This is a genomic window from Agrobacterium sp. O3.4, assembly GCF_041414895.1.
Lineage (GTDB): Bacteria > Pseudomonadota > Alphaproteobacteria > Rhizobiales > Rhizobiaceae > Agrobacterium > Agrobacterium cucumeris.
Map to the genome: position 1 here is coordinate 1,982,814 of NZ_JALPZP010000001.1, position 22,486 is coordinate 2,005,299.

Below are 22,486 nucleotides of genomic sequence, written 5' to 3' on the forward strand. Positions count from 1 at the left end.
TGCGCGGTTTTTGGTGATTTGCCCTCGGGCGACCGGCAAAGCGCCTCACCTCTCCACTGTCATCCTCGGGCTTGACCCGAGGATCCACCACCCGTTGAAATCAATGGATCCTCGGGTCACGCCCGAGGATGACACCGATTATTTGGATAGAAAAAACCCGCAGCAGAATGCTGCGGGTTTTCAATCTCCAAACAACGCGTTCATCTACCTCAGGGCAGCGAGAAATTGAATTTATAGCTTGCCTGAACGCCGATGATGAACTGGTTTTTCGAACCGCGCTCGCGCACCAGCGAGCTGTCGGCGGCGTCGCCCGTCAGGCGGCGATATTCCGCAAACGAACCGACTTCGGCGTTCTCGGTAACCTTCCAGGTGATGGCGGCGCCGATGCCGGCGGAATGAAGGCCACCGCCCGGGCTATAGGGCGAAGGCGCGCCGGCAGCTGTCTGCGCTGCGCTAACGCCGTAATAGCGCTCGTTATATTTGCTACTCACCCATGTGGCGCGCGGGCCGGCGGAAATCTGGATGCCAGGGGCGATATCGGTGAAGGCATCAACGGCAACATCACCGACCACGCCGCTATGGCTGCGGATGCCCTGACGGACTTCACCACGAACGCGCAGCCAGTCGGTCGGATAGGCTTCGGCGAAACCGCCAAGCTCGCCACCGCGCTTGATGCGGGTCATGCCTTTCAGATCGGAAGAGTCGCCTTCGTCACGCGGAGAAACCAGCTTGCCGGCAAGACCCATGCTGATCGGACCATTGTCCAGAAGCGAGATCGAGGCGCTGTCGTTGCGGGAGGTGAAGCGCGCGCCCTGCCCCTGACGTCCGAGTGAAATGATCGGCGAGAAGCCGAATTCATTCTTGTTATCGCCCTGATATTTCGGCGCAGTGAAACCCGCACCGCCGAGCTTCAGATACCAGTCGCCGGAAAACCAGCCTTCGGCATGGGCGTTGCCCACAGCAAAAAGCGACAGGACACAGGCGGCGACTGCCGCTGATGGCTTGAACATGAAAAGAACCCCAGAAACGCAATACAGACAGGTGCCCGTAGAATTAGAGGGATTGTCTTTCCATTCCATTAACCAGCGCAGGAAGAAAACTGGCGACTACCTCTTCCGTTATTCCGACCCTGAGCCGGAATCCAGCCGACACGCGTCGGCGCGGCGGGAAGACACTTTTCAGCCCAAGGACTTGGGCTGGCTGGATGCCGGATCAGGTCCGGCATGACGGTGGAAAATGCCCAGGCCCTAGAACGTTACCTTCTCCAGAGGTGGACGGGTCTTTTCAAACTCCAGCAGCTTCGCCTCGTTGCGGGCGATGTAATCGCGATTATGCGGCACGGCATCGCGATCCTTGGCGAGCTGGATCTGGAAAATATGGAAATTTTCATGGGTGAAGGCCATTTCGGACCCCGCCAGATAAAATTCCCACATGCGGAAGAAGCGCTCGTCGTAAAGTGCGATCGCCTCGGCCTTGCGCGCCACGAAACGTTCTCGCCAGTGCCGCAGCGTATGGGCGTAATGCATGGGCAGAATTTCGATATCCTTTACCAGCAGTCCCGACTTCTGGATCGCCGGCAGCACCTCGGCAAGCGAAGGGATATAGCCGCCGGGGAAAATATATTTTTCGATGAAGGGGTTGGTCGCCAGTGCCGGATAGGGCTGACCGATGGAGTGCAGTACCATCACGCCCTTGTCATCGAGCACCTCCGCCACCTTGTCGAAGTAATCGCGATAATGCGTCGGCCCGACATGTTCGAACATGCCGACGGAGACGATGCGATCATATTTCTTCGAGGCGGGCAGATAACGGTAATCCTGCAATTCGAAGCGGACATTGCCGGCGATACCGCGTTTTGCCGCCCGGTCGCGGGAAACACGCAGCTGCTCTTCGCTGAGCGTGATGCCCGTCACATCGGCACCGGCGCTTTCGGCGACATACATCGCCATGCCGCCCCAACCGGAACCGATCTCCAGCACGCTCTGGCCCGGCTCGGTCATCAGCTTGGCAGCGATATGCCGTTTTTTGGCAACCTGCGCCTCATAGAGGCTGATACCGGGCGGGTTGAAATAAGCGCAGGAATATTGCCAGTCCTCATCAAGGAAGAGGTCAAACAGCTTGGCGCTCAGATCATAATGATGGGCGACGTTGCTCTTGTTGTGATTGACCGGCAGATGCATCTTGATGCGGGCGGCGATGATGCGCGCCATGCCGCGCCAGACCATGCCGAAGGACAAGGCTTCGCTCAGCGTATTGCCTTTGACCAGTGCCAGAAAGTCGTAAATATCGCCCTCGGCGATGGTCATACGGCCTTCCATATAAATTTCGGCGAGTTTCAATGCAGGATCGGCAGCGATCTCCTGCATGGCGGCTTCGTCGGTGAAATTCAGAACAACCCGTTTTCCAGTGCCGTCGCCAAATGTGCGGCTACCCTGCGGGCTGTGGACGGCAAGATCACCGATCTTGATTATCTTTTCGAGAAGAACATGCAGAGACGACGCCATGGCACCCCCAATTGCTAAGTCTCACTTATCAATTTTGCTGACCGTATTCCTTTCGGCACAAGTTTCAAGATAGTCTTATTTCAAAAAAATTGAACGATTTCATCAAATAAAAAGCCCTGCCGGGGTACCCGGCAGGGCTTTTCGGTAAAAAATCATTTCAACCCTAGGTCAGCGTCGCTTCATTGCTTCAGCCAGTGCGGCGGCAAGAGCACCACCGGATTGCGACCCCTCGTTGCGATCTTTCGGCTTGGATGTCGCGTGGCGCATGGCGCTGGCATTGCCCTTCTCACGCATCGGCTGAGGCGCTGCCTCACCGCCATCCTTGCGCATGGTGAGACCGATGCGCTTGCGTTTCACATCCACTTCAACGACTCGGACCTTAACGACATCGCCCGCCTTGACGACCTCATGCGGGTCTTTCACGAAACGGTCGGCAAGCTGCGAGACATGCACCAGCCCATCCTGATGCACGCCGATATCCACGAAAGCACCGAACGCAGCAACGTTGGTGACGGTGCCTTCCAGCAACATGCCCGGCTTCAGATCGGTAATCTCGTCCACACCGTCTGCGAAGGTCGCGGTCTTGAAGCTCGGGCGCGGGTCGCGGCCGGGTTTTTCCAGCTCGGCGATGATGTCCTTGACGGTCGGCAGGCCGAACTGTTCATCGATGAAGCGTTTCGGATCGAGCCCCTTCAGCGTGGCGCTGTCGCCCATCAACGTGCGCAGATCGCGGCCGCAGGCGGCGACGATCTTTTTCGCCACACCATAGGCTTCCGGGTGAACCGAAGACGCATCCAGCGGTTCCTTGCCGTTCGGGATGCGCAGGAAGCCGGCGCATTGTTCGAAGGTGCGCTGGCCAAGCCGCGGCACCTTCAGCAAATCCTTACGGCTTGAAAAGGGGCCAGTCTGATCGCGATGGGCGACGATGGCGTCGGCGATCGAACTGCCAAGACCGGACACACGCGCCAGAAGCGGCGACGAGGCCGTATTGAGATCAACGCCGACGGCATTCACCGCATCTTCCACGACGGCATCAAGCGAGCGGCTGAGGCGGCCCTGATCGACATCGTGCTGATATTGACCAACGCCGATGGATTTCGGTTCGATCTTCACCAGTTCCGCCAATGGATCCTGAAGGCGGCGGGCAATGGAGACAGCCCCGCGCAGCGAAACGTCGAGATTGGGGAATTCTGCCGCCGCCCGTTCCGAAGCGGAATAGACCGATGCACCCGCTTCCGAAACGATGACCTTGGTGGGTTTTGTGCCGGAAGCCGAAGCGGGCATCTGCGCCAGAAGATCCGCCACCAGCTTCTCCGTTTCGCGGCTGCCGGTGCCATTGCCGATGGCAATCAGCTCGACATTGTGCTTGCGGATGAGCATAGCGAGTTCCGCCTGCGTGCCGCGCACATCGTTCTTCGGCGGGAATGGATAGACCGTCGTGGTCTCCAGGAGCTTGCCGGTGCCATCCACCACGGCCACCTTGACGCCGGTGCGGATGCCGGGATCGAGACCCATGGTGGCGCGGGAACCCGCCGGTGCCGCCAGTAGCAGGTCTTTCAGATTGCGGGCGAAAACATTGATCGCCTCTTCTTCGGCCCGCTCACGCACTTCGCGCATGAGATCGAGCGACAGCGACATGGAGAGCTTCACACGCCAGGTCCAGCCCGCCACTTCCATCAGCCACTGATCGGCGGGGCCGGCATTGCGGATATCGAAGGCGGCAGCGACGGTGCGTTGGGCCGGCTTGACCGGCGACGGATCATCAGCATCGACATCGATCGTCAGTGTCAGCACTTCTTCGTTCCAGCCGCGCAGCATGGCGAGCGCACGGTGGCCCGGCACGGTTGCCCAGCGTTCGAAATGATCGAAATAGTCGGAGAACTTCTCGCCGCTCGCCTGTTTGCCATCCACCACCTTGGCGCGGAAAATGGCGTTCTGGCGCATATAGTCGCGCAGCCGACCGAGAAGATCGGCATTTTCCGTCATCGTCTCGGCCACGATGTCGCGCGCGCCTTCAAGCGCTGCCTTCACATCTGCTACTTCACCCTTGATATAGGCCTCCGCAAGCTTTGCCGGATCGCTGGCGCGGTTATCCCAGATGGCTTGCGCCAGCGGACCGAGACCCCGTTCGCGAGCGATTTCCGCGCGGGTTCGGCGCTTCGGCTTATAGGGCAGATAGAGGTCTTCCAGTTCCGCCTTGGTGCCCGCCTGCATGATCTTGACCATCAGCGCATCGGTCATCTTCCCCTGACCGTTGATGGTCTCGACGATGGAGGCGCGGCGCGCATTGAGTTCCCGCAGGTAGACAAGGCGTTCCGCCAGCGTTCGAAGCTGGGTGTCATCAAGGCCGCCGGTCACCTCCTTGCGGTAACGGGCGATGAAGGGAACGGTCGCGCCCTCGTCCAGCAGCCCCACCGCCGCCTTCACCTGATCGGGGCGGGCGTTGATTTCGGAGGCGATGAGCGTGGCGAGGCGGGCATTATCTGCGGTCATGAGGTTCTCTGATGTGGCGTCTGGAGCGGCGAACATAATGTCTGATTGTGGCGTGACAACAAGAGGCGACAACGATTCCACAGGAAAGGCTGGCTTCAGGGGAAAGACAGGCGATTCTTCGTAGTGACTGCGGCGTCTCGAAAAGCGATTCCTGAGGCAGAATGGCACCATCCGCACACCGTCACCCCGGACTTGACCCGGGGTCCAGTGCGACCAAGTCGTTGATCGCAAAAGGCTCCCTTCACGGCGCAGACGCGCCGTGGCTGGATACCGGATCAAGTCCGGCATGACGCAGGAGGGATTTGCAGCCTCTATTCGCAGGCTCAACGCGCGACAATCGCCATATATTCGTCTTGACCTTTCGCCCCCCTGCCCTTAACGCCCCTGACACAAGGTTACTGGCGAATTTGCAGGGGTGTTGACCATGAAAGTTCTGTTGATCGGTTCCGGCGGACGCGAACATGCGCTGGCGTGGAAAATCGCCCAGTCTCCCCTGCTCGATGCGCTTTATGCCGCCCCCGGCAATCCCGGCATTGCCGACCACGCGACGCTGGTGGCGCTGAACGTAGAAGACCACGCCGCCGTCATCGCCTTTGCAAAGGAAAAGGCGATCGACTTCGTCGTTATCGGCCCGGAAGCGCCGCTGGTGGCGGGTCTTGCGGATGATCTGCGTGCCGCCGGCATCGCGACTTTCGGACCTTCGAAGGCTGCTGCCCAGCTTGAGGGCTCGAAGGGCTTCACCAAGGATCTCTGCGCCCGTTACGATATTCCGACCGGCGCTTACCAGCGTTTCAAATCCGCCGAACCGGCCAGGGACTATGTTCGTGAACAGGGTGCGCCCATCGTCATCAAGGCGGACGGGCTTGCCGCCGGCAAGGGCGTGACCGTGGCGATGACGGAAGCGGAAGCGCTTGCCGCCATCGACGAATGTTTCGATGGCGCTTTCGGCACGGCCGGCGCCGAAGTGGTGGTGGAAGCCTTCCTCGATGGTGAGGAAGCGAGCTTCTTCTGCCTTTCGGACGGCAAGACGGCGCTGGCGCTTGCAACCGCGCAGGATCACAAACGCGTCGGCGATGGCGATACCGGCCCGAATACCGGCGGCATGGGCGCCTATTCCCCCGCCCCCGTCATGACGCCTGCCATGGTGGAGCGCACCATGAAGGAGATCATCGAGCCGACGATTTCCGGCATGGCCAAGGACGGCAATCCCTTCTCGGGCGTGTTCTTCGCCGGCCTGATGATCACCGCCAAAGGCCCGGAACTGATCGAATATAATGTGCGCTTCGGCGATCCCGAGTGCCAGGTGCTGATGATGCGCCTCAAGAGCGACCTTCTGCCGATCCTCTACGCCACCGCCACCGGCACATTGGACAAGGTGCAGGCGGAATGGCGCGATGATGCGGCGCTGACTGTCGTTCTGGCTTCCAAAGGTTATCCCGGCGCTTACGACAAGAACACGCCGATTGCCCATGTTCCCGAGGCCAGCGCGGAGGCGAAGGTCTTCCATGCCGGAACGGCACTGAAGGACGGCAAACTCGTCGCAACCGGCGGACGTGTGCTGAACGTCACCGCCTTAGGAAAAGACGTGACGGAGGCGCAGGCACGCGCCTATGCACTCACGGACAGGGTTGAATGGGAAAACGGCTTCTGCCGCCGCGATATCGGCTGGCAGGCCGTGGCCCGGGAAAAGGCCTGATACTTGCAGCAAACGGTGATGGGGCGAATATTTCGTTCAATTTTTACCAAGTTTGCTGACCCGATGGAAACGAAAGACCAGTAATATTTGCCTGAATATTGAATGACGCGCCGTGCCTGAGCCACGGGTTTTGCGGTTATTTCGGGGGTTTTTCGATGCGTCGTCTTCTTTTGACAGCCATTATCGCGCTGACCAGCGGGTCGGCCATGGCGTCTTCCATCGAATATATCAATGGCGTGCATACCAGCAATGGCAGCTTCATTCGCCGTGACTGCACGGACTGCGAACCGGTGAAAGACAAGACCACAGCGCAGGGTTATGCCATTCCTTCGATCGAGCCGGGCACGCAACACACCGAAATGCGCGAAGTCGACGGCAAACGCACACTCATCCGCACCGAGGCATGGCTCGGAGGTGCGCCGGTTACCTTCGTCAGCACCAATCCCGCATGGATGCCGGAAACCTCCAGCTCCGCAATCGCAACCTATGACGATGCCGAACCCGTGGCGCATCCTCAAGAAACGGTTTCGACACCTGCCGGTATCGACGTGACGACGACGACCGCCGGCGTCAAGGAAATCTCTACCGATAATGCCGCAGCTCCAGCCAGCGCTTCGGTGGTCGCCCCACCCGAATTCCCGGATTTCAAATTGCGTGGCAACTGACGGGCAGCACTAGGCGCACCTTCCTGACAAACGTCAAATAATCGCGTCATTGCTGTATTTGTCGTAAGCCTCGGCAACCATTCGGGGAATAATATATTTTCCGGCCGTTATTCTGTCAGCCAAGCTGATAAAGCTTCCGCTAATTAAATATTTATTCAAATTTTTGGTCGCTAAGTGACTTCATGGTGCAATGCAGCACAATATGAGGCCTGGGGCGGACGCTCGCTTTTCAGGTCCATCACCGCGCATCAGGCGCCCTTTCCATTTCCGAAACTTCGGCAGCTCGCGGCCTTTCAAGGCCGCGACGCAAAACGTTTGTGAGCGCCCATGAAGAATCTCTCCATCTCCCGTCAACTGATCGTGCTCGTGGTGGCCCTTATGGCCGCTTTCTCCGTAGCGACCTTTTACCAGCTGAAATCCGCCACCGATGCGATCTATGAGGAACGCTACGGCATGCTGCGGACGCAGGTGCAATCGGCGATTTCCATTCTGCAATCCTTCCATGACAAGGAAACGGCCGGAACGCTCTCGCGGGAAGAAGCCATGAAACAGGCTTACGCCACCGTCAGCGCCATGCGGTTCACCCCTGATGGCTATCTGTTCGGTTACGACTATGACGTGACGATGAAGTTTCATCCCGATGCCAAGCGGGTTGGCGAAAACTACAAGGGCAAACCAGACAGCAAGGGCTTCGCTTATCGTGACGAGCTGGTGCGGCTTGGCCGCAACGGCGGCGGCCAGACGAGTTTTTATGGCCCGAAGCCCGGCATGGAAGGCAATGACTACGCCAAAAGTTCCTATGCGCTTGCATTCGAACCCTGGCAGGTGGTGGTCGCGACCGGCGTTTATATCGATGATCTGAATGCGCAGGTCCGCGGCGAGGTGATGAAGGCGCTGTCCATCGGTGCCGCCATCTTCGTGCTGGCGCTTGCCGCCGCCTTCTATGTCATCCGTGGCATTTCGAAACCGCTCGGCGATATTCACCGTGCGCTTGGTGAAGTGGCCAATGAAAACGTCTCGCTCACCATTCCTCACACCGGCCTCACCAACGAAGTGGGCATGATGGCGAAGGCCACCGCTTCGCTGCAGGACAAGGTGCGCGAGCGCCACGCCATGCAGCGCCGGCAGGAAGAACAGCAGAACCAGCTCGACACCGAGCGCCAGAACAATCTCGACATGCAGCGCGACGAAGCCGCATTGCAGGCCCGCGTCGTCACCACCATCGGCGAGGCGCTGGAAAAGCTGGCGGGCGGCGATCTGACCGTGCGTTGCGGCGATCTCGGCAACCGTTATGCGGCGCTGCGCGACAATTTCAACGAGGCCCTGACCCATCTTGATGCCGCCATGGCCAAGGTGAATTCCAAGAGCATCGATATTGGCGGCTCCAAGGAAGAAATCCGCAAGGCCTCCAACGAGCTTTCGCAGCGCACCGAACGGCAGGCTGCCAATCTGGAAGAGACGTCCGCGGCGCTGGACGAATTGACGGTTGCGGTACGCCAGACGGCCGAAGGCGCGGCAGACGCCGCCAAGCGCGTCACCACCGTCAGCTCGGAGACCATGCGCAGCGACCGGGTGGTGGAAGAGGCGATATCAGCGATGAGCGGCATCGAGCAATCTTCCGACCAGATTTCGAACATCATCGGCGTGATCGACGACATCGCCTTCCAGACCAACCTTCTGGCGCTGAATGCCGGCGTGGAGGCAGCACGTGCCGGTGAAGCCGGTAAGGGTTTTGCCGTGGTGGCGCAGGAAGTGCGCGAACTGGCGCAGAAATCCGCCGCCGCTGCCAAGGAAATCAAGGACCAGATCGCCCGTTCTTCTGCCCAGGTGGAAAACGGCGTGCGTCTTGTCGGAGAGGCCGGCGATGCGCTGAAACGCATTTCGGACCAGATCAAATCCGCAAACGAGATCGTCAGCAAGATCGCCCATTCGGCCGCCGAACAGGATACGACATTGCGCTCGATCTCCTCATCCCTCAACCAGCTCGACGTCGCCACCCAGCACAATGCCGCCATGGCGGAAGAAACCACGGCTTCGGCCGAAGCGCTGGCCGTGGACACGGAAGAACTGCTGAACCTCATCCGGGGCTTCCGCGTCTCCTCCGGCCACCAGCTTCACGGCATGGCAGAGCAGATGCGTATGGCGGGGTGACCGCGAACGGTCTCATGCGATTGAAACAAAAATGCCGGGCACAGACCCGGCATTTTTATATGCTCTCCAAAATGTTCCCTACATATTCGGCGTCATCCCCGGGCTCGACCCGAGGACCCATGGCCAGATTGCATTGTGGATCCTTGCCTCAAGGTCGAGGATGACGGCAGAGAGTATTTACCACGTCGAGAAGCTGGCGATGCCGTGTTTGCGGCACCTCATTTCAGCGGGTCAGCGCATCGAGACGATCGATATCAGCAGGTGAAAATACGGCAATACCGGCTTTTTCGAGCAGCGCCGCCGTCACGCCGTTGCCCGGATGTTTAAGGCCGGAGAACGAACCGTCATAGATCGCGACCGAGCCGCAGGACGGGCTGCCATCGATCAGCAGCGCATGGGTGCAGCAATTGGCTTTGGCAAAGGCAAGCGCCTTTTCCGCACCGGCGATAAATTCCGCCGTGACATCGCCGCCGGTCACCTCCAGCACTCGGGCGCGGCCCTCCAGCACATCGAGACCGGAGGCACCATTTTCGATTTCCGCCGGCGGGCGCGGAACGGGCATGCCGCCGGCCATTTCCGGACAGATCGTCACCAGCCTGCCCTCGCTTCGCCAGCGCTCTATTGTGGGGTGGGACAGGGGTTTGCCCTTGCCGTCATAGCGGACGGGCTGGCCGAGGAGGCAGGCGCTGATGAGGATTTGGGGAGGCGTTTGGGTCAATTGGGAGCCATTCTGTGAGAGTCGCGGTTGCTGCTTACCCCCTCTGTCCTGCCGGACATCTCCCCCTCAAGGGGGGAGATCGGCAAGAAGCTGGCTCTCTGCAAAAATTCGCAACCTCAAAGATCACCGAGAGGTCGCCACGATTCGATCTCCCCCCTTGAGGGGGAGATGTCCGGCAGGACAGAGGGGGGTGAACCAAGTACGCTGACATACCCGGCCACCCAATCCATCACCCCGTAATCTTCGAGAAATCCGCAACCGTACCGGTTGCCTCGCGGATGGCCTTCAGCAGCGCCAGACGGTTGGCGCGGATGGCCGCATCCTCGTCATTGACCAGCACATCCTCGAAGAACTTGTCGACCGGCGCACGCAGCGTCGAAAGCGCCTGCATGGCCGAGCGGAAATCCTCACCTTCGACAGCCTTCGCGGCATCGGCAGAGGCAGACTTGATCGCCGCGTAAAGCGCCTTTTCGGCGTCGAGCTTCAGCAGCTCTTCAGAGACGCCATCGGCAACCACGGTGCCCTTCTTTTCCTCGGCGGCCAGAAGCTGGGTGGCGCGCTTGGCGCCCGCCAGAAGGTTACGGCCATCCTCGCCGGTGATGAAGGCGGTAAGCGCCTCGACACGGCGGGCGATCAACAGGAGATCATCGGATTCCGGTGTCAGGACGGCGTCGATCAGATCGTAACGGGCACCGAGGTCGCGGAGATAGACTTTCAGGCGATCATGGAAGAAGGCCAGAAGATCAGCCTCCACTTCGAACATGACGTCATCCGGATTTTTCGCGAAAGTCACGTTTTCCGTAACGTGCTTTAGCCATGGTTCGAAAATGTCCGCTATTGGCAGCCGAACATTCCGCTCCAGAATAATCCGCACCACGCCCAGCGCCGCACGGCGCAGAGCGAAGGGGTCCTTCGAACCGGTGGGCTTTTCATCGATGGCCCAGAAACCCACGAGGGTATCGAGCTTGTCGGCCAAAGCGACCGTGATCGCCACCTTGTCGGCCGGCAGGCGATCCGAAGGGCCTTGCGGCTTATAGTGGTCTTCGATGGCCGCGGCGACGCTTTCGTTTTCGCCCTGCAGCGCCGCATATTTGCGGCCCATCAGGCCCTGAAGCTCAGGGAATTCGCCGACGGCTTCGGTGCGCAGGTCGGCCTTGGCCAGCACCACGGCGCGGTCTACCAGCGCTTCATCGGCACCAACGACGGGGGCCAGCGCCTTCGCCAGTTCACGGATGCGGGTAACGCGTTCGCCCTGAGAACCGAGCTTGGCATGGAACGTCACGTTCAGCGCATCGAGCTTCGCCATGCGTTGGTCGAGCGGCTTCTTGAGATCGAGGCTGAATTTCGCGGCCGAATCCTTCAAGGTGTCGAGATCGGGCAGATCGCCCTGGTCGCGGTTCCAGAAATGGCGGGCATCCGACAGGCGGGCGCGCACGACCTTGCCGTTGCCGTGGATGATTTCCTTGCCGCCATCGCTTGCCTCGATATTCGAGATCAGGATGAAGCGGTTGGAAAGGCCTTCTTCCGCACCCTGATTGCGGGTAACGAAACACTTCTGGTTGGTCTTGATGGTGAGGCGGATGATTTCCGCCGGGATCTGCAGGTAATCTTCCTCGAAGGTGCCCATCAGCACCTGCGGCCATTCGACAAGGCCGGAGACTTCTTCCAGCAGGCCTTCGTCTTCGACCAGATCGAGACCATTGGCAAAGGCCAGGTCCTTGGCGTCATGCAGGATGATATCCTTGCGGCGCTCGGCATCGAGAATGACCTTGGCCTTTTCGAGGCTCGAGACATAGTCCTCGAAACGGCGCACGGTGATCGGGCCCGGCGCATGGAAACGGTGGCCATAGGTGACGTTTCCGGCGACGATGCCGTCAATCACGAAAGGAATGACCTGCGTCTCGTCATGCTCGGGGCCGAACAGGCAGACGATGGATTGCAGCGGGCGCACCCAGCGAAGGCTTTCGGAGCCCTTGCCTTCGATGCCGGCATAGCTGGAACCCTTCGGCATGGAGGCCGGGCCGGAGCGCATGGATTTCGGCCAGGGGAAGGAGCGGATGATGCCGGGCATCACCTCGGCAATGATCTCTTCCGCCGGGCGGCCGGGCTTGTTGATGATGGCGACGTAGAAATCGCCCTTCTTCGGGTCGGAAACGACCTGGGCTTCCGAGATATCATTGAGACCGGCGCCGCGCAAAAAGCCTTCGATGGCCTTTTCATTAGCGTCGGTGCGCGGGCCCTTCTTTTCTTCGCGCACATCGGCGGAGCGGGCGTTGAGGCCGCGAATATCCAGCGTCAGGCGGCGCGGCGTCCAATATTCGCGCGCGCCCTCATAGGTCAGCCCTCTCTCCACCAAGGCATCGGTGACGAGTTTCTTCAGATCGCCCGCCGCCTTGCGCTGCATGCGGGCGGGGATTTCCTCGGAGCGAAGTTCAAGCAGAAGATCGGGCATGGGATAAGGACTTTATCTTTGTATCTTTTGTCGGACGATGTATGCCGCGAAAAGCGACAGCGGTCGGCTTAGCAAGCAACGCGGCAAAAGTCACCAAGGCATTCGGTTAAATTACCGCCGGCGCGCATCACCAGCCGCCGCCGCCACCACCGCCGCCGCCGGAGCCCGAAAAACCGCCGCCGCCGCCACCGCCCGAAAAGCTGGAATTGGACGAGCTGACGGGTTGTGGGATGGTGGAGGCGATGGTGCTTGCCATGGAGGTGGAAAAGCCGCCGATCCTGTCGCCGAAGCTGCCGTAATTGCTGCCCAAATACCAGCCGGGCGCATAACTTGCCACTGCGGCACCGGCGGCGGCTGTCGCAAGCCAGGTCTCGAAGGTGCGGCTCCAGGGCTTTTCGACGCCGAGCGCCACGGCATAGGGCAGCAGCGTCTCGAAATGTTGCGGCGACATGGCGGGAGCGCTCGCCATGTTCATCCGGTCTTTTTCCGCCAGCGTCAGATAGGTTCTAAGCCCTTCGATGCCGTCCATCAGTTTGCGGCCGAGCGGCGTCGGCGCGCCCATAAGAAACAGGAACAGCGCATTGGTGAGCACGATGCCGCCGATGGCGGTCAGCGCCAGCGACTTGGTATCATGCGTGACATCCAGCAGGATTTGCGTGGCAATACCGCCAATGGCTGAAAAGGCCACGAAACCGGCAAAGGCCAGCATGACGATGCCGCCGATGCGCTTGCGCAGTGGCGCGCCACGCGAAAACTGCCGGCCGATACCGATCGACAGGATGCTGAAGAAGAAAGAGAAAAAGCCGAACACCAGTATGGCGGCAATGGCGCTTTCATCAAGATCGCCAAACACCAGCGTCGCGATGATGATGGCGATGCTGAGGAAGATACCGAAAACGATATAACCGGCATTGCTGCGGTAATATTTGCCGCGATGTTCCTTTTCTATCGCCGCACGGAACTGCGTGCCGACCTTCTCGACTTCCGCCCCATGGGCCTTGTCGATGGTCAGTACCTTGCCTGCACCGCCGATGGCGGAAAGCAGCGTCTTCTGCCCGGTCGGCAGATCGGCGGCGGTTGCCTTTTCCGTGCGGCGGATGACGATGGAATTCTTCAGATCCTCCAGAACGACATAGCCTTTGACCGCGAGATCAAGGGCCGAGGCGGAGAGCGCCGTCCAGCCCGCGCCGGAAAAACCGCGGTTATCGACGTAATTGACCAAAGCCGGGGAAAGCCCCTCCGGTGCATCCCAGCGCGGCACCACCACGCCCTTTGCGGGATCACGGCCCACCGCGAACCACGCCCGCAGATAATAAAGCAGCACGACAAAAAGCCCGCCTCCCGAAAGCAGGATGGCCAGATTGTCGCGCAGCCACCAGCCCGCCTCCTGCGAGGTATCGGGTGCTGCAATTGCGCCCTTCGGCAGCTTGACGGCAATCGTCATGCCCTCGCCCACCGTAAACGGGCGGGTGGAGGCGAAGAACACCTCGTTGCCTTCGCTGAGGATGCGGGCGTCCTTGCCTTTTGCACCGAGTGGTCCGGTAAAGACGTTGGTGTCTGTCGCCTTAACGCCCTCAGGCAAAACCACGGTCGCGGAAATCTCGCCCATCGGGAACTGCCAGCCATTGCCGGTGACGTTCCAGGTCAGCTCGTCATAATCGCTGAAATAACGGATTTGCCGGGCGGTCGTGTAGGTGATCTGGAAGATATGTTCGCCGGTCGGCAGAAAACGGTCGGCGCTGCCGGTATAGATGCGGATGCCGCCATCGATAGTTTCGGTGCGCCAGTTTTCCGGAGCTCCATCGCGCTCCACAGAAACGACGTTGAAATCCACCTTGGTGCGGCGGTTATTCGCATCCAGCGCATAAAGCGGGAAATCGCGGAAGATGCCGCGCTTGATGTTCTGCCCTTCGGCGCGCGCGGTGATGGTTTCCGTCACCGCCAGCTTGCCATCCGCCGCCACCTCGACGACGGAATGATAGGAGCGGATGAATTCTTCCGCCAGGGCCGGAAAGGCCGCGCCCAGGAAGACGAACAACGCGAGAAGTCTTGCGGCGATGGTCTTCACGGGGCAGTCCCTCCTCAATACGTTCAGTGCTGCGGTTCGGCAGCGCTTTCCTTTTCCGTGTACTCGACGCCGAGCGAGGCGAGCTCTTTCCAGTAAGCCGGATAGGTCTTGCCCACGCAGGCAGGGTTCTGGATGGCGATGCCGCCGATCTTCAGCGCCGCCAGCGCAAAACTCATGGCGATGCGGTGGTCGGCGAAAGTATCGATGGAGGCATTCACCGTCTGGCCCGCCAGCGCCGGATCGGAATGCACGATCAGGTCGTCGCCTTCCTCATGCGCCAGACCGCTACGGATTTCGTTGAGCCCGAGCGAGACGGCGCGGATGCGGTCGCATTCCTTGACACGCAGGTTGGCGATGCCGACGAAGCGCACCGGCGTTTCGTTGAAGGCAGCGAGGACCGCGATGGTGGGAATGGCGTCCTGCATCTGCGAGCCGTCGATTTCGGCGGGCAGATGCGGAAACTTGGCCATGACCTCATAGGCTTTGGCATCCGGCTGGGTGAACTTGTCGGCGGGCGTGCCGATATCGATCGCGCCGCCGGTCAACAGTTCCGCACCCCAGAGATAGGTGGCGGCGGAAGCATCCGGCTCGATGTGGAAATCGGTTGCCGTATAGCCGGTGGGATGTACGCGCCAGATGGCGTTGCTGACCCGCTCCACCTTGGCGCCGAAGGCTTCCATGGCCGAGGTGGTGAGGTCGATATAACCTTTCGCGCCGATTTCCTCGCCCTTGAGGATGATATCGACCGGCTTGTCGCCGCAGGCGGCGGCCATCAGAAGCGCTGACACATATTGGCTGGAAAGGTTGGCATCGATGGTGACGCTGCCTTTCGGGAAACCCGTGCCCTTGCCACAGACAGTGACGGGCGGGCAGCCGGTCGGCGCTTCCGCCTCGACACCGAGGGAGCGCAGCGCCTCCACCAGCGGCATGATCGGGCGTTTGCGCATGTGCTCGTCACCATCGATGATGACGGCACCATCGACAAGTGCGGCAGCGGCGGTGAGGAAGCGCGTGGCGGTACCGGCATTGCCGAGGAAAAGCGGCTTTTCCGGCTGTTGCAAAACGCCCGTGCCTTCCACCACAAACGTCGTCGCATCAGGCTCGGTTACCTTCACGCCCATCTCGCGCAGGGCTTCGGCCATGTAAAGCGTGTCGTCGCTCTTCAGCGCCCCGGTCAGGCGGCTTTTGCCCTTGGCGAGGCCGGCGAGCAGAAGCGCGCGGTTGGTGATGGATTTGGAGCCGGGCGGCTCAACCTTGCCGGAAAGCGGGTGGCCGGGCGGGGTGATGGTCAGTTCGATCATGATCGTCGTCTTGTCAAAGAATGCGGCACGGAGCCGGATTATCGGAATTTGAGCGGGAGGTTTTTAAACCGTCAGAGGAACGGCGTCCTCAGAATTTCACCGTCGGCACGGCGCGGTCGGCCGGATTGTCGATCTCGAAATAAGGTGCCTTGGAAAACCCGAACTGGCCGGCGACCAGATTGGACGGGAAGCTCTCCACCTTGACGTTGAGATCGCGCGCCGCACCATTGTAATAACGGCGCGACATCTGGAGCTCGCCTTCGATGGTTTCAAGCGAACGCTGCAATTCCAGAAAATTCGTGTTGGCCTTGAGGTCGGGATAGGCTTCGGCGAGTGCAAAGAGTTTACCGAGCGCCTGCGACAACAGGCCTTCCGCCTGTGCACGACCCTCGACATCGCCCGCCGGCACGGCCTGCGCGCGGTTGCGCATGGCGATCACCTCCTCGAAGGTGGTTTTTTCATGCGCGGCATAACCTTTTACGGTCTCGATGAGGTTGGGAATGAGATCGGCGCGGCGTTTCAGCTGCACGTCGATGCCCGACCACGCCTCTTCCTTCATCTGCCGCGCCTTGACGAGGCCGTTATAGATGAAGACGACATAAAGCGCGATTGCCGCGATGATTGCCAGCGTGATGAACATTCCCGACCCCTCCTCAAGAGGCGCGGACGCCATGAGCGGCGTCCGCACGTTAGACTGTTGTCCGCCTTAGATAGATCGTCAGGCGGCCCTGTTCCAGTTCAGCCCGCCCGCATCCGTCAGCAGGAAGGCTTCGCCACAAGCTTTCGCCAGCGTGCGTACGCGCAGAATATAGCTCTGGCGTTCGGTAACCGAGATCACGCCGCGCGCATCCAGAAGGTTGAAGACGTGGCTTGCCTTGATGCACTGGTCATAGGCCGGGAAAACGCATTTGTGCAGGCGCTGGTTGTCGTTGTCACCGGGCGCACCGGCGGCGAGAAGCGCCTGGCATTCCTTTTCGGCGTCGATGAAATGGCGATGCAACATGGCCGTATCGGCAAATTCGAAGTTGTGACGGGAATATTCCTGCTCGGCCTGCAGGAAGACGTCGCCATAAGAAATCTTCTCTTCGCCCTCGCGGCCGTTGAAATTCAGGTCGTAGACGTTGTCGACGCCCTGAACATACATGGCCAGACGCTCCAGACCGTAGGTCAGTTCGCCAGCGACCGGCGAGCATTCAATGCCGCAAACCTGCTGGAAGTAAGTGAACTGCGACACTTCCATGCCGTCGCACCAGCATTCCCAGCCAAGACCCCAGGCGCCGAGCGTCGGGCTTTCCCAGTCGTCCTCAACGAAGCGCACATCGTGCAGCAAGGGATCGAGGCCGATCGCCTTCAGCGAACCGAGATAGAGTTCCTGCAGGTTCGAAGGGTTGGGCTTCAGAATGACCTGATACTGGTAATAATGCTGCAAACGGTTGGGGTTTTCACCGTAACGGCCGTCGGAAGGACGACGTGATGGCTGCACATAAGCGGCCTTCCACGGCTTCGGGCCGAGTGCGCGCAGCGTCGTTGCCGGATGAAACGTACCCGCGCCCACTTCCATATCGTAAGGCTGCAACACCGCGCAGCCCTTGTCGGCCCAGTAATTATGCAGCGTCAGGATCAGCGCCTGAAAGGAACGCTTCGGGTTCATATGGTCTGGAATATCGGTCATTGCAGTCATCGCGGCGTTAGGAGGACAAGTAAGCACTGACTTACTTCGGATGCGGACTGGTGCCACGGCATGGCCTGAGGGTCAAGGTTTTATGCGAAACGGCGACCCGCAGCAGTGGGGGATCAGCCCGCCGCCTCCGCCCGTGAACTTGCGATGCCGCGATCTGCGAACTTTCTGAAAAGCCTGATGACCGGCTTTTCAAACAGAATATGCGCCGCAATAGACACAGCCAGCGCAACGACAACGATCACGATGCTCGCCGCAAAACCCGGTGCTATGACCTTCAGGACGATCGAAATGACCAGCCCGTGCAGGAGATAAAGCGCATAGGAGGCGTCGCCGACAATTTCGAAAGGCTTCAGCCACGCTTCAGGCCAGCCACCGGCTCTTTCGATCCAGACACAACCCGCGACGAGCAGAAAGGCAGGCAGGCCCCAGCTCACGATACGCAAAAGACCAAATTGCTCACCGATACCCGCCGCAAAAGCAAACCCGACAAAAGACAGGGCGAGAGCGGCGATACCACTGCGCATGCTCGCAAAGGCAATCCGAGACAGGATAAGCCCCGCGAGGAATTCCAGCAGCAGGGGCGATGCCCAAATCTGCATGAATGGCGATTGCCAGTCCGCCAGCTGCCCCACGGCCACCATTGCCGACAGGATGACGACGGTTACGGCGATCGGCGCGCGCAATGCAAGACCCAGCGCGAATACAAGATAGAAGAATATCTCCATATTCAGCGTCCAGCCCACCAGCACCAGCGGCGTCACCTGGCCCGCAGCGTTGACATAGGGGACGAAGAGCAGTGATTTCCAGAGATGTTCCATCGTGAAAGTGAAGGTGGAAAACACCCCGGCCAGTGCGCCAAGGCACATGACGAATGTGATGGCCCAGTAAAGCGGCACGATACGGAAGAGACGATGGCGCAGGAACTTGCCGGGTGGCGACTTGTCAGCGACCAACCCCATGACAAATCCGGATATGACGAAGAAAACATCCACTCCGGCTGCGCCGATCGTGAAAGGCGTGCCGGCAATGTGGAAAAACATGACTGCCAGCGCTGCGACTGCTCGCAAAAACTGAATGGAATGAACTTTCTGCAAAAAATACCCCGTCCAGCAAGCTCGTGCGCGGCTTCAGCCAGCTTTGGGCGAAGCGCTGCAGATCGATCTCAAATATCGGGGACCAGTAGTTGCATAAATCCGGCAAAAATACTTGCAGAAATTGGGGTATATCTGAACAAGCTGCTTTTTGGGTTAACTTGTGACTTAAGCCCCGATGCCGGCGAAACGCCTCGCTTCGCGCCCGCGGTTACGCATCATCCTCGCGCTTGACGCGATATTCGCCCGTCTCAGGGTCCTTGATCAGCGTGCCGATGGCGCCGGTCTCGCGTTCCTTTTCGCGCTGTTTCGATTTTGCGGACAGCTTTTGCGCGTCGCGCACAAAGCGGCGGTAAAGGATGATGGATCCCACCACCAGAAGGATGATTGTAATCAGCTGCGCCATAAGGCCCTATTCCCGCGATATCAAAGACCGAAACGCGACCACAATGCCTTTTCTTCGGCAACCTCCGCAAGTCCCGAGACTGCGCCTGCAGCGAGCCTTTCGCCATTCAGGCCGAGTGCCGCATTCACGCCCGGCACCTTTTTGCCGAACAGGGTGCGCCCGCCGCTGATGAGCTGAAGCTTGATCTTTTCGCCGTAACGGCGGCGCAACACCTCACGCATGTCGCCCAGCCCGTCGATCAGGCCGATATCGAGGCCACGCATGCCGGTCCAGAACAGGCCGGAGAAGATCGTCTCATCGTCGACCAGTTTCGCGCCGCGGCGCATCTTCACCATATCAATGAAAACATTGTGGATTTCGACCTGAAGCGACTTCAGGTAATCGATATCGCCTTCCTTTTCCGGCTGGAAGGGATCGAGGATGACCTTGTTTTCGCCGGCCGTGTAGACGCGACGCTCCACGCCGATCTTCCGCAGCATTTCCGGAAAACCGAAACCGCCGGAGACGACGCCGATCGAGCCGACGATGGAGGTGGGGTCGGCAATGATCTCATCACCGGCAAGCGCGATCATGTAGCCACCGGAGGCCGCCACATCCTCCACGAAGATCAGGGCTTTCTTGTCGTTTTCCTCGGCAAGCTGGCGGATGCGATTATAGATCATCCGCGCCTGTACCGGCGAGCCGCCGGGAGAGTTGAGCGAAATGGCGACGGCCGGCGCGTCCTTGATGGCGAAGGCCTTTTCAAGCAGCGGCGCATAGGAGGCTAGATTAAGCGCGGGACGAAACTGGCTGCCGCCCGCCATGATCGCGCCATGCATGCGCACGACAGGGATGACGAGTTCTTTTTTGCGAAAGCGTTTCGGTACCAGATACTTCAAAAAACCCACAACTCAATCCTCGCAGCATTTGCCTGTTCGTCAGGCATGTATGTATCGCCCGGGAAAACACAATGGTGCGGCCGGCGGAACGGCGATATTTATAAGCCGGCTCTGATTGCCTTTACATTACGGCGATAGGCAATGCGGCCATTGTTCAGGTCATCCACGAAGGGGGTAAAGGCATGGCTGTCGGCCTCGTGCATGATGAGCGGCGAGCGGAATGACAGCCTCGCCCGCGAGCCCTTGATGGCCGTAACCAGCATGCGCACCGCGTCCTCGCCAGGACGTGGATGGATGAGGGTAATCTCCATGCCGCCGAAGCGGCTGCCGCAGGCGGCAATGACGTCCGCCACCGATTGCGGCCGTGCAATCAGCGACAGCTGCCCGCCCGAAACCATGATCGCCCCTGCGGTTCTGATCCAGTCCTCGAACAGGCCCTCCGTCATGGCATGGGCTTCGGCCTTCAGAGCATCCGGCGTGCGGCGGTCGCCCGCATCATTATAGGGCGGGTTCATGATGACATGGTGAAAATAGTCATCGGGCAATCCTGCCTCGACACGCGCTTTCGCCCGCAGGGTAACGTCGGCCTCGCGCACGCTTACCCGAGCGGAAAAAGCAGCGTTTTCCGGTAGCAACAGGCTGCGGCGGGCAAAATCCGCCATTTCCGGCGAGCGTTCGTAAAGCGTTACCCCGGCTGTCTCCAGCCGGGCGGCAACCGCAAAACCCGCCGCACCTGCACCCGCACCGAGATCTGCTACCCGGCAGGGGCGGTCATCCGCCACCAGCGAGGCCAGAAGCATGGCGTCCATGCCGGCGCGGTGCCCCCTGCCCTTCGGCTGAAGGATGTGAAACCGGCCCCGGTGAAAGGCGTCAATCGTTTCGGAAATATCGTCGCCCACGTCGCCTTAAGCCTCTTCGCCCCGCAACTCGTCCCCCAGCCCGGCATCGATGAGGATGCGTCGGCCCTCATCGGCACGATCCTCTTCCACAAGGAACCTTCGGGGCAAAAGACCGAGCGAACCTTCCAGAATGCTCATCGCCTGATCGGCAACAAGGCAGTGGATGCCGGCGTCCTTCATCAGGCTTTCAGCGAAGGAGAGCAGCACGGCATCGTTGGTACGGATCAGTTCACGCATGGATAAGCCCTAAATTCCCATCTTTTTGAATGGCTAGCGGCAATTCGCCCCTTGCCGCGCAAGGCGCCAGTTTTTATTGTCGAATTCAAATTCGAACAGGAGTCCTGTCCCTTGGGCGTCGTCATACCGCTTGAAGAAAGCAAAAACAAACTCGCATCCGTCAAGCCGCTTGTCGACCTGACCCGCCCCGACATGGAACGGGTGAACCAGCTTATCCTCTCCAAGGCGGGTTCCGATGTCCAGATGATACCCGAGGTGGCCAATCATCTGATCTCATCCGGCGGCAAGCGCCTGCGGCCGATGCTGACGCTCGCTTCGGCCTCGATGTTCGGTTACGAGGGTGATCACCACATCAAGCTCGCCACCAGCGTGGAATTCATGCACACGGCGACGCTTTTGCATGACGATGTGGTGGATGAAAGCGACCTGCGCCGCGGCAAATCCACCGCCCGCACCATCTGGGGCAACCAGGCAAGCGTTCTCGTCGGCGACTTCCTGCTCGGCCAGGCCTTCCGCATGATGGTGGATGTCGGCTCGCTCGACGCCCTCGATGTGCTGTCCACGGCCGCTTCGGTCATCGCCGAGGGCGAGGTGCTGCAGCTTTCGGTCGCCAAGAACATGGAAACCACCGAAGACGATTATCTGCAGGTGATTCGCGCCAAGACGGCGGCCCTGTTTGCGGCTGCGGCGGAAGTCGGCCCGATTGTCGCCAAGACCGACAAGGCAACCCGCAGCGCGCTCAAATCCTACGGCATGAATCTCGGCCTCGCCTTCCAGCTCGTCGATGACGTCCTCGATTATGGCGGCAAGTCCGCCGATCTCGGCAAGAATACCGGCGACGATTTCCGCGAAGGCAAGATTACGCTGCCGGTCATCCTTTCCTATCGTCGCGGCACGCAGGACGAGCGCGCCTTCTGGCGAAACGCCATCGAAAAGGGCGAAAGCAGCGATGAAAACCTCGAAAAGGCGCTTGGCCTGATCACCAAATATAATGGTCTTGGCGATACGATCGGCCGCGCCACACATTATGGCACCATTGCCCGCGATGCGCTGGCGCCGCTGCCACAGAGCCCGTGGAAAAATGCGCTTCTGGAAGTGATCGACTTCTGCATCGAGCGTCTGAACTGAGGCTAAAGGCCCACGCAAACGGCGGATGGACAGGACCGTCCGCCCGATGTTTCGGGTCGGATTTTTCGCAAGGCGCGATTGTGGCCGGGCCATAATTTCTTGCGGGGTTGCTTCAAAA

The 22,486-nt window shown here is 59.9% G+C and carries 18 protein-coding genes; 4 read left to right on the plus strand and 14 right to left on the minus strand.

The window, feature by feature from the left end:
* Positions 1–209: 209 nt before the first annotated feature.
* The 3 genes from M0412_RS09630 to M0412_RS09640 form a co-directional block, all read right to left on the minus strand.
* Complete coding sequence (locus M0412_RS09630) at positions 210–1,010, minus strand: MipA/OmpV family protein (RefSeq protein WP_035219028.1); 801 nt, start codon at positions 1,008–1,010, stop codon at positions 210–212.
* A 237-nt stretch (positions 1,011–1,247) separates the two neighbouring features.
* The gene (locus M0412_RS09635; protein ID WP_269698605.1) at positions 1,248–2,504 is read right to left on the minus strand and encodes a cyclopropane-fatty-acyl-phospholipid synthase family protein; all 1,257 of its coding nucleotides are present in this window, start codon (positions 2,502–2,504) and stop codon (positions 1,248–1,250) included.
* A gap of 168 nt (positions 2,505–2,672) precedes the next feature.
* Positions 2,673–4,997, minus strand: coding sequence for a Tex family protein (locus M0412_RS09640; protein WP_269698606.1), 2,325 nt, complete (start codon positions 4,995–4,997; stop codon positions 2,673–2,675).
* Between the two features lie 424 nt (positions 4,998–5,421).
* On the opposite strand from M0412_RS09640, the gene purD reads away from it, so the two are divergent.
* The 3 genes from purD to M0412_RS09655 all read left to right on the plus strand — a co-directional run bounded on the left by purD (position 5,422) and on the right by M0412_RS09655 (position 9,509).
* Positions 5,422–6,693 carry a phosphoribosylamine--glycine ligase gene (gene purD / locus M0412_RS09645; protein WP_269698607.1) on the plus strand — a complete coding sequence of 424 codons (1,272 nt, stop codon included), beginning with the start codon at positions 5,422–5,424 and terminating at the stop codon, positions 6,691–6,693.
* 155 nt (positions 6,694–6,848) lie between these two features.
* Entirely contained in the window at positions 6,849–7,358 is a 510-nt protein-coding gene (locus M0412_RS09650; RefSeq protein ID WP_269698608.1) for a plant virulence effector HPE1-like domain-containing protein, read from the plus strand.
* 327 nt (positions 7,359–7,685) lie between these two features.
* Positions 7,686–9,509 carry a methyl-accepting chemotaxis protein gene (locus tag M0412_RS09655; protein WP_269698609.1) on the plus strand — a complete coding sequence of 608 codons (1,824 nt, stop codon included), beginning with the start codon at positions 7,686–7,688 and terminating at the stop codon, positions 9,507–9,509.
* A 223-nt stretch (positions 9,510–9,732) separates the two neighbouring features.
* Here the strand turns inward: M0412_RS09655 and M0412_RS09660 are convergent, their stop codons facing one another.
* The 11 genes from M0412_RS09660 to M0412_RS09710 form a co-directional block, all read right to left on the minus strand.
* Positions 9,733–10,227, minus strand: coding sequence for a DUF523 domain-containing protein (locus M0412_RS09660; RefSeq protein WP_269698610.1), 495 nt, complete (start codon positions 10,225–10,227; stop codon positions 9,733–9,735).
* A gap of 229 nt (positions 10,228–10,456) precedes the next feature.
* The gene (glyS, locus tag M0412_RS09665; RefSeq protein WP_269698611.1) at positions 10,457–12,679 is read right to left on the minus strand and encodes a glycine--tRNA ligase subunit beta; all 2,223 of its coding nucleotides are present in this window, start codon (positions 12,677–12,679) and stop codon (positions 10,457–10,459) included.
* 127 nt (positions 12,680–12,806) lie between these two features.
* Positions 12,807–14,747: a DUF2207 domain-containing protein gene (locus M0412_RS09670; protein ID WP_269698612.1), complete on the minus strand. Its 1,941-nt coding sequence runs from the start codon at positions 14,745–14,747 to the stop codon at positions 12,807–12,809.
* A gap of 23 nt (positions 14,748–14,770) precedes the next feature.
* Positions 14,771–16,048, minus strand: coding sequence for a 3-phosphoshikimate 1-carboxyvinyltransferase (locus M0412_RS09675; protein ID WP_269698613.1), 1,278 nt, complete (start codon positions 16,046–16,048; stop codon positions 14,771–14,773).
* A gap of 88 nt (positions 16,049–16,136) precedes the next feature.
* Positions 16,137–16,688: a LemA family protein gene (locus tag M0412_RS09680; protein ID WP_269698614.1), complete on the minus strand. Its 552-nt coding sequence runs from the start codon at positions 16,686–16,688 to the stop codon at positions 16,137–16,139.
* A 78-nt stretch (positions 16,689–16,766) separates the two neighbouring features.
* Positions 16,767–17,729: a glycine--tRNA ligase subunit alpha gene (locus M0412_RS09685; protein WP_035218800.1), complete on the minus strand. Its 963-nt coding sequence runs from the start codon at positions 17,727–17,729 to the stop codon at positions 16,767–16,769.
* A 113-nt stretch (positions 17,730–17,842) separates the two neighbouring features.
* On the minus strand, positions 17,843–18,823 hold the full coding sequence (locus M0412_RS09690) for an acyltransferase (RefSeq protein WP_142841222.1): 981 nt from the start codon (positions 18,821–18,823) through the stop codon (positions 17,843–17,845).
* Positions 18,824–19,031: 208 nt separating this feature from the next.
* Complete coding sequence (locus M0412_RS09695; RefSeq protein ID WP_046800646.1) at positions 19,032–19,226, minus strand: NfeD family protein; 195 nt, start codon at positions 19,224–19,226, stop codon at positions 19,032–19,034.
* Between the two features lie 20 nt (positions 19,227–19,246).
* Positions 19,247–20,113: a S49 family peptidase gene (locus M0412_RS09700; RefSeq protein WP_269698615.1), complete on the minus strand. Its 867-nt coding sequence runs from the start codon at positions 20,111–20,113 to the stop codon at positions 19,247–19,249.
* An 89-nt stretch (positions 20,114–20,202) separates the two neighbouring features.
* The gene (locus M0412_RS09705; protein WP_269698616.1) at positions 20,203–21,003 is read right to left on the minus strand and encodes a tRNA1(Val) (adenine(37)-N6)-methyltransferase; all 801 of its coding nucleotides are present in this window, start codon (positions 21,001–21,003) and stop codon (positions 20,203–20,205) included.
* 6 nt (positions 21,004–21,009) lie between these two features.
* The gene (locus M0412_RS09710; protein ID WP_142841218.1) at positions 21,010–21,240 is read right to left on the minus strand and encodes a DUF2007 domain-containing protein; all 231 of its coding nucleotides are present in this window, start codon (positions 21,238–21,240) and stop codon (positions 21,010–21,012) included.
* Between the two features lie 111 nt (positions 21,241–21,351).
* Between M0412_RS09710 and M0412_RS09715 the strand changes: the two genes are divergently transcribed.
* The gene (locus M0412_RS09715; protein ID WP_035219036.1) at positions 21,352–22,368 is read left to right on the plus strand and encodes a polyprenyl synthetase family protein; all 1,017 of its coding nucleotides are present in this window, start codon (positions 21,352–21,354) and stop codon (positions 22,366–22,368) included.
* The last annotated feature ends 118 nt before the right edge of the window (positions 22,369–22,486 follow it).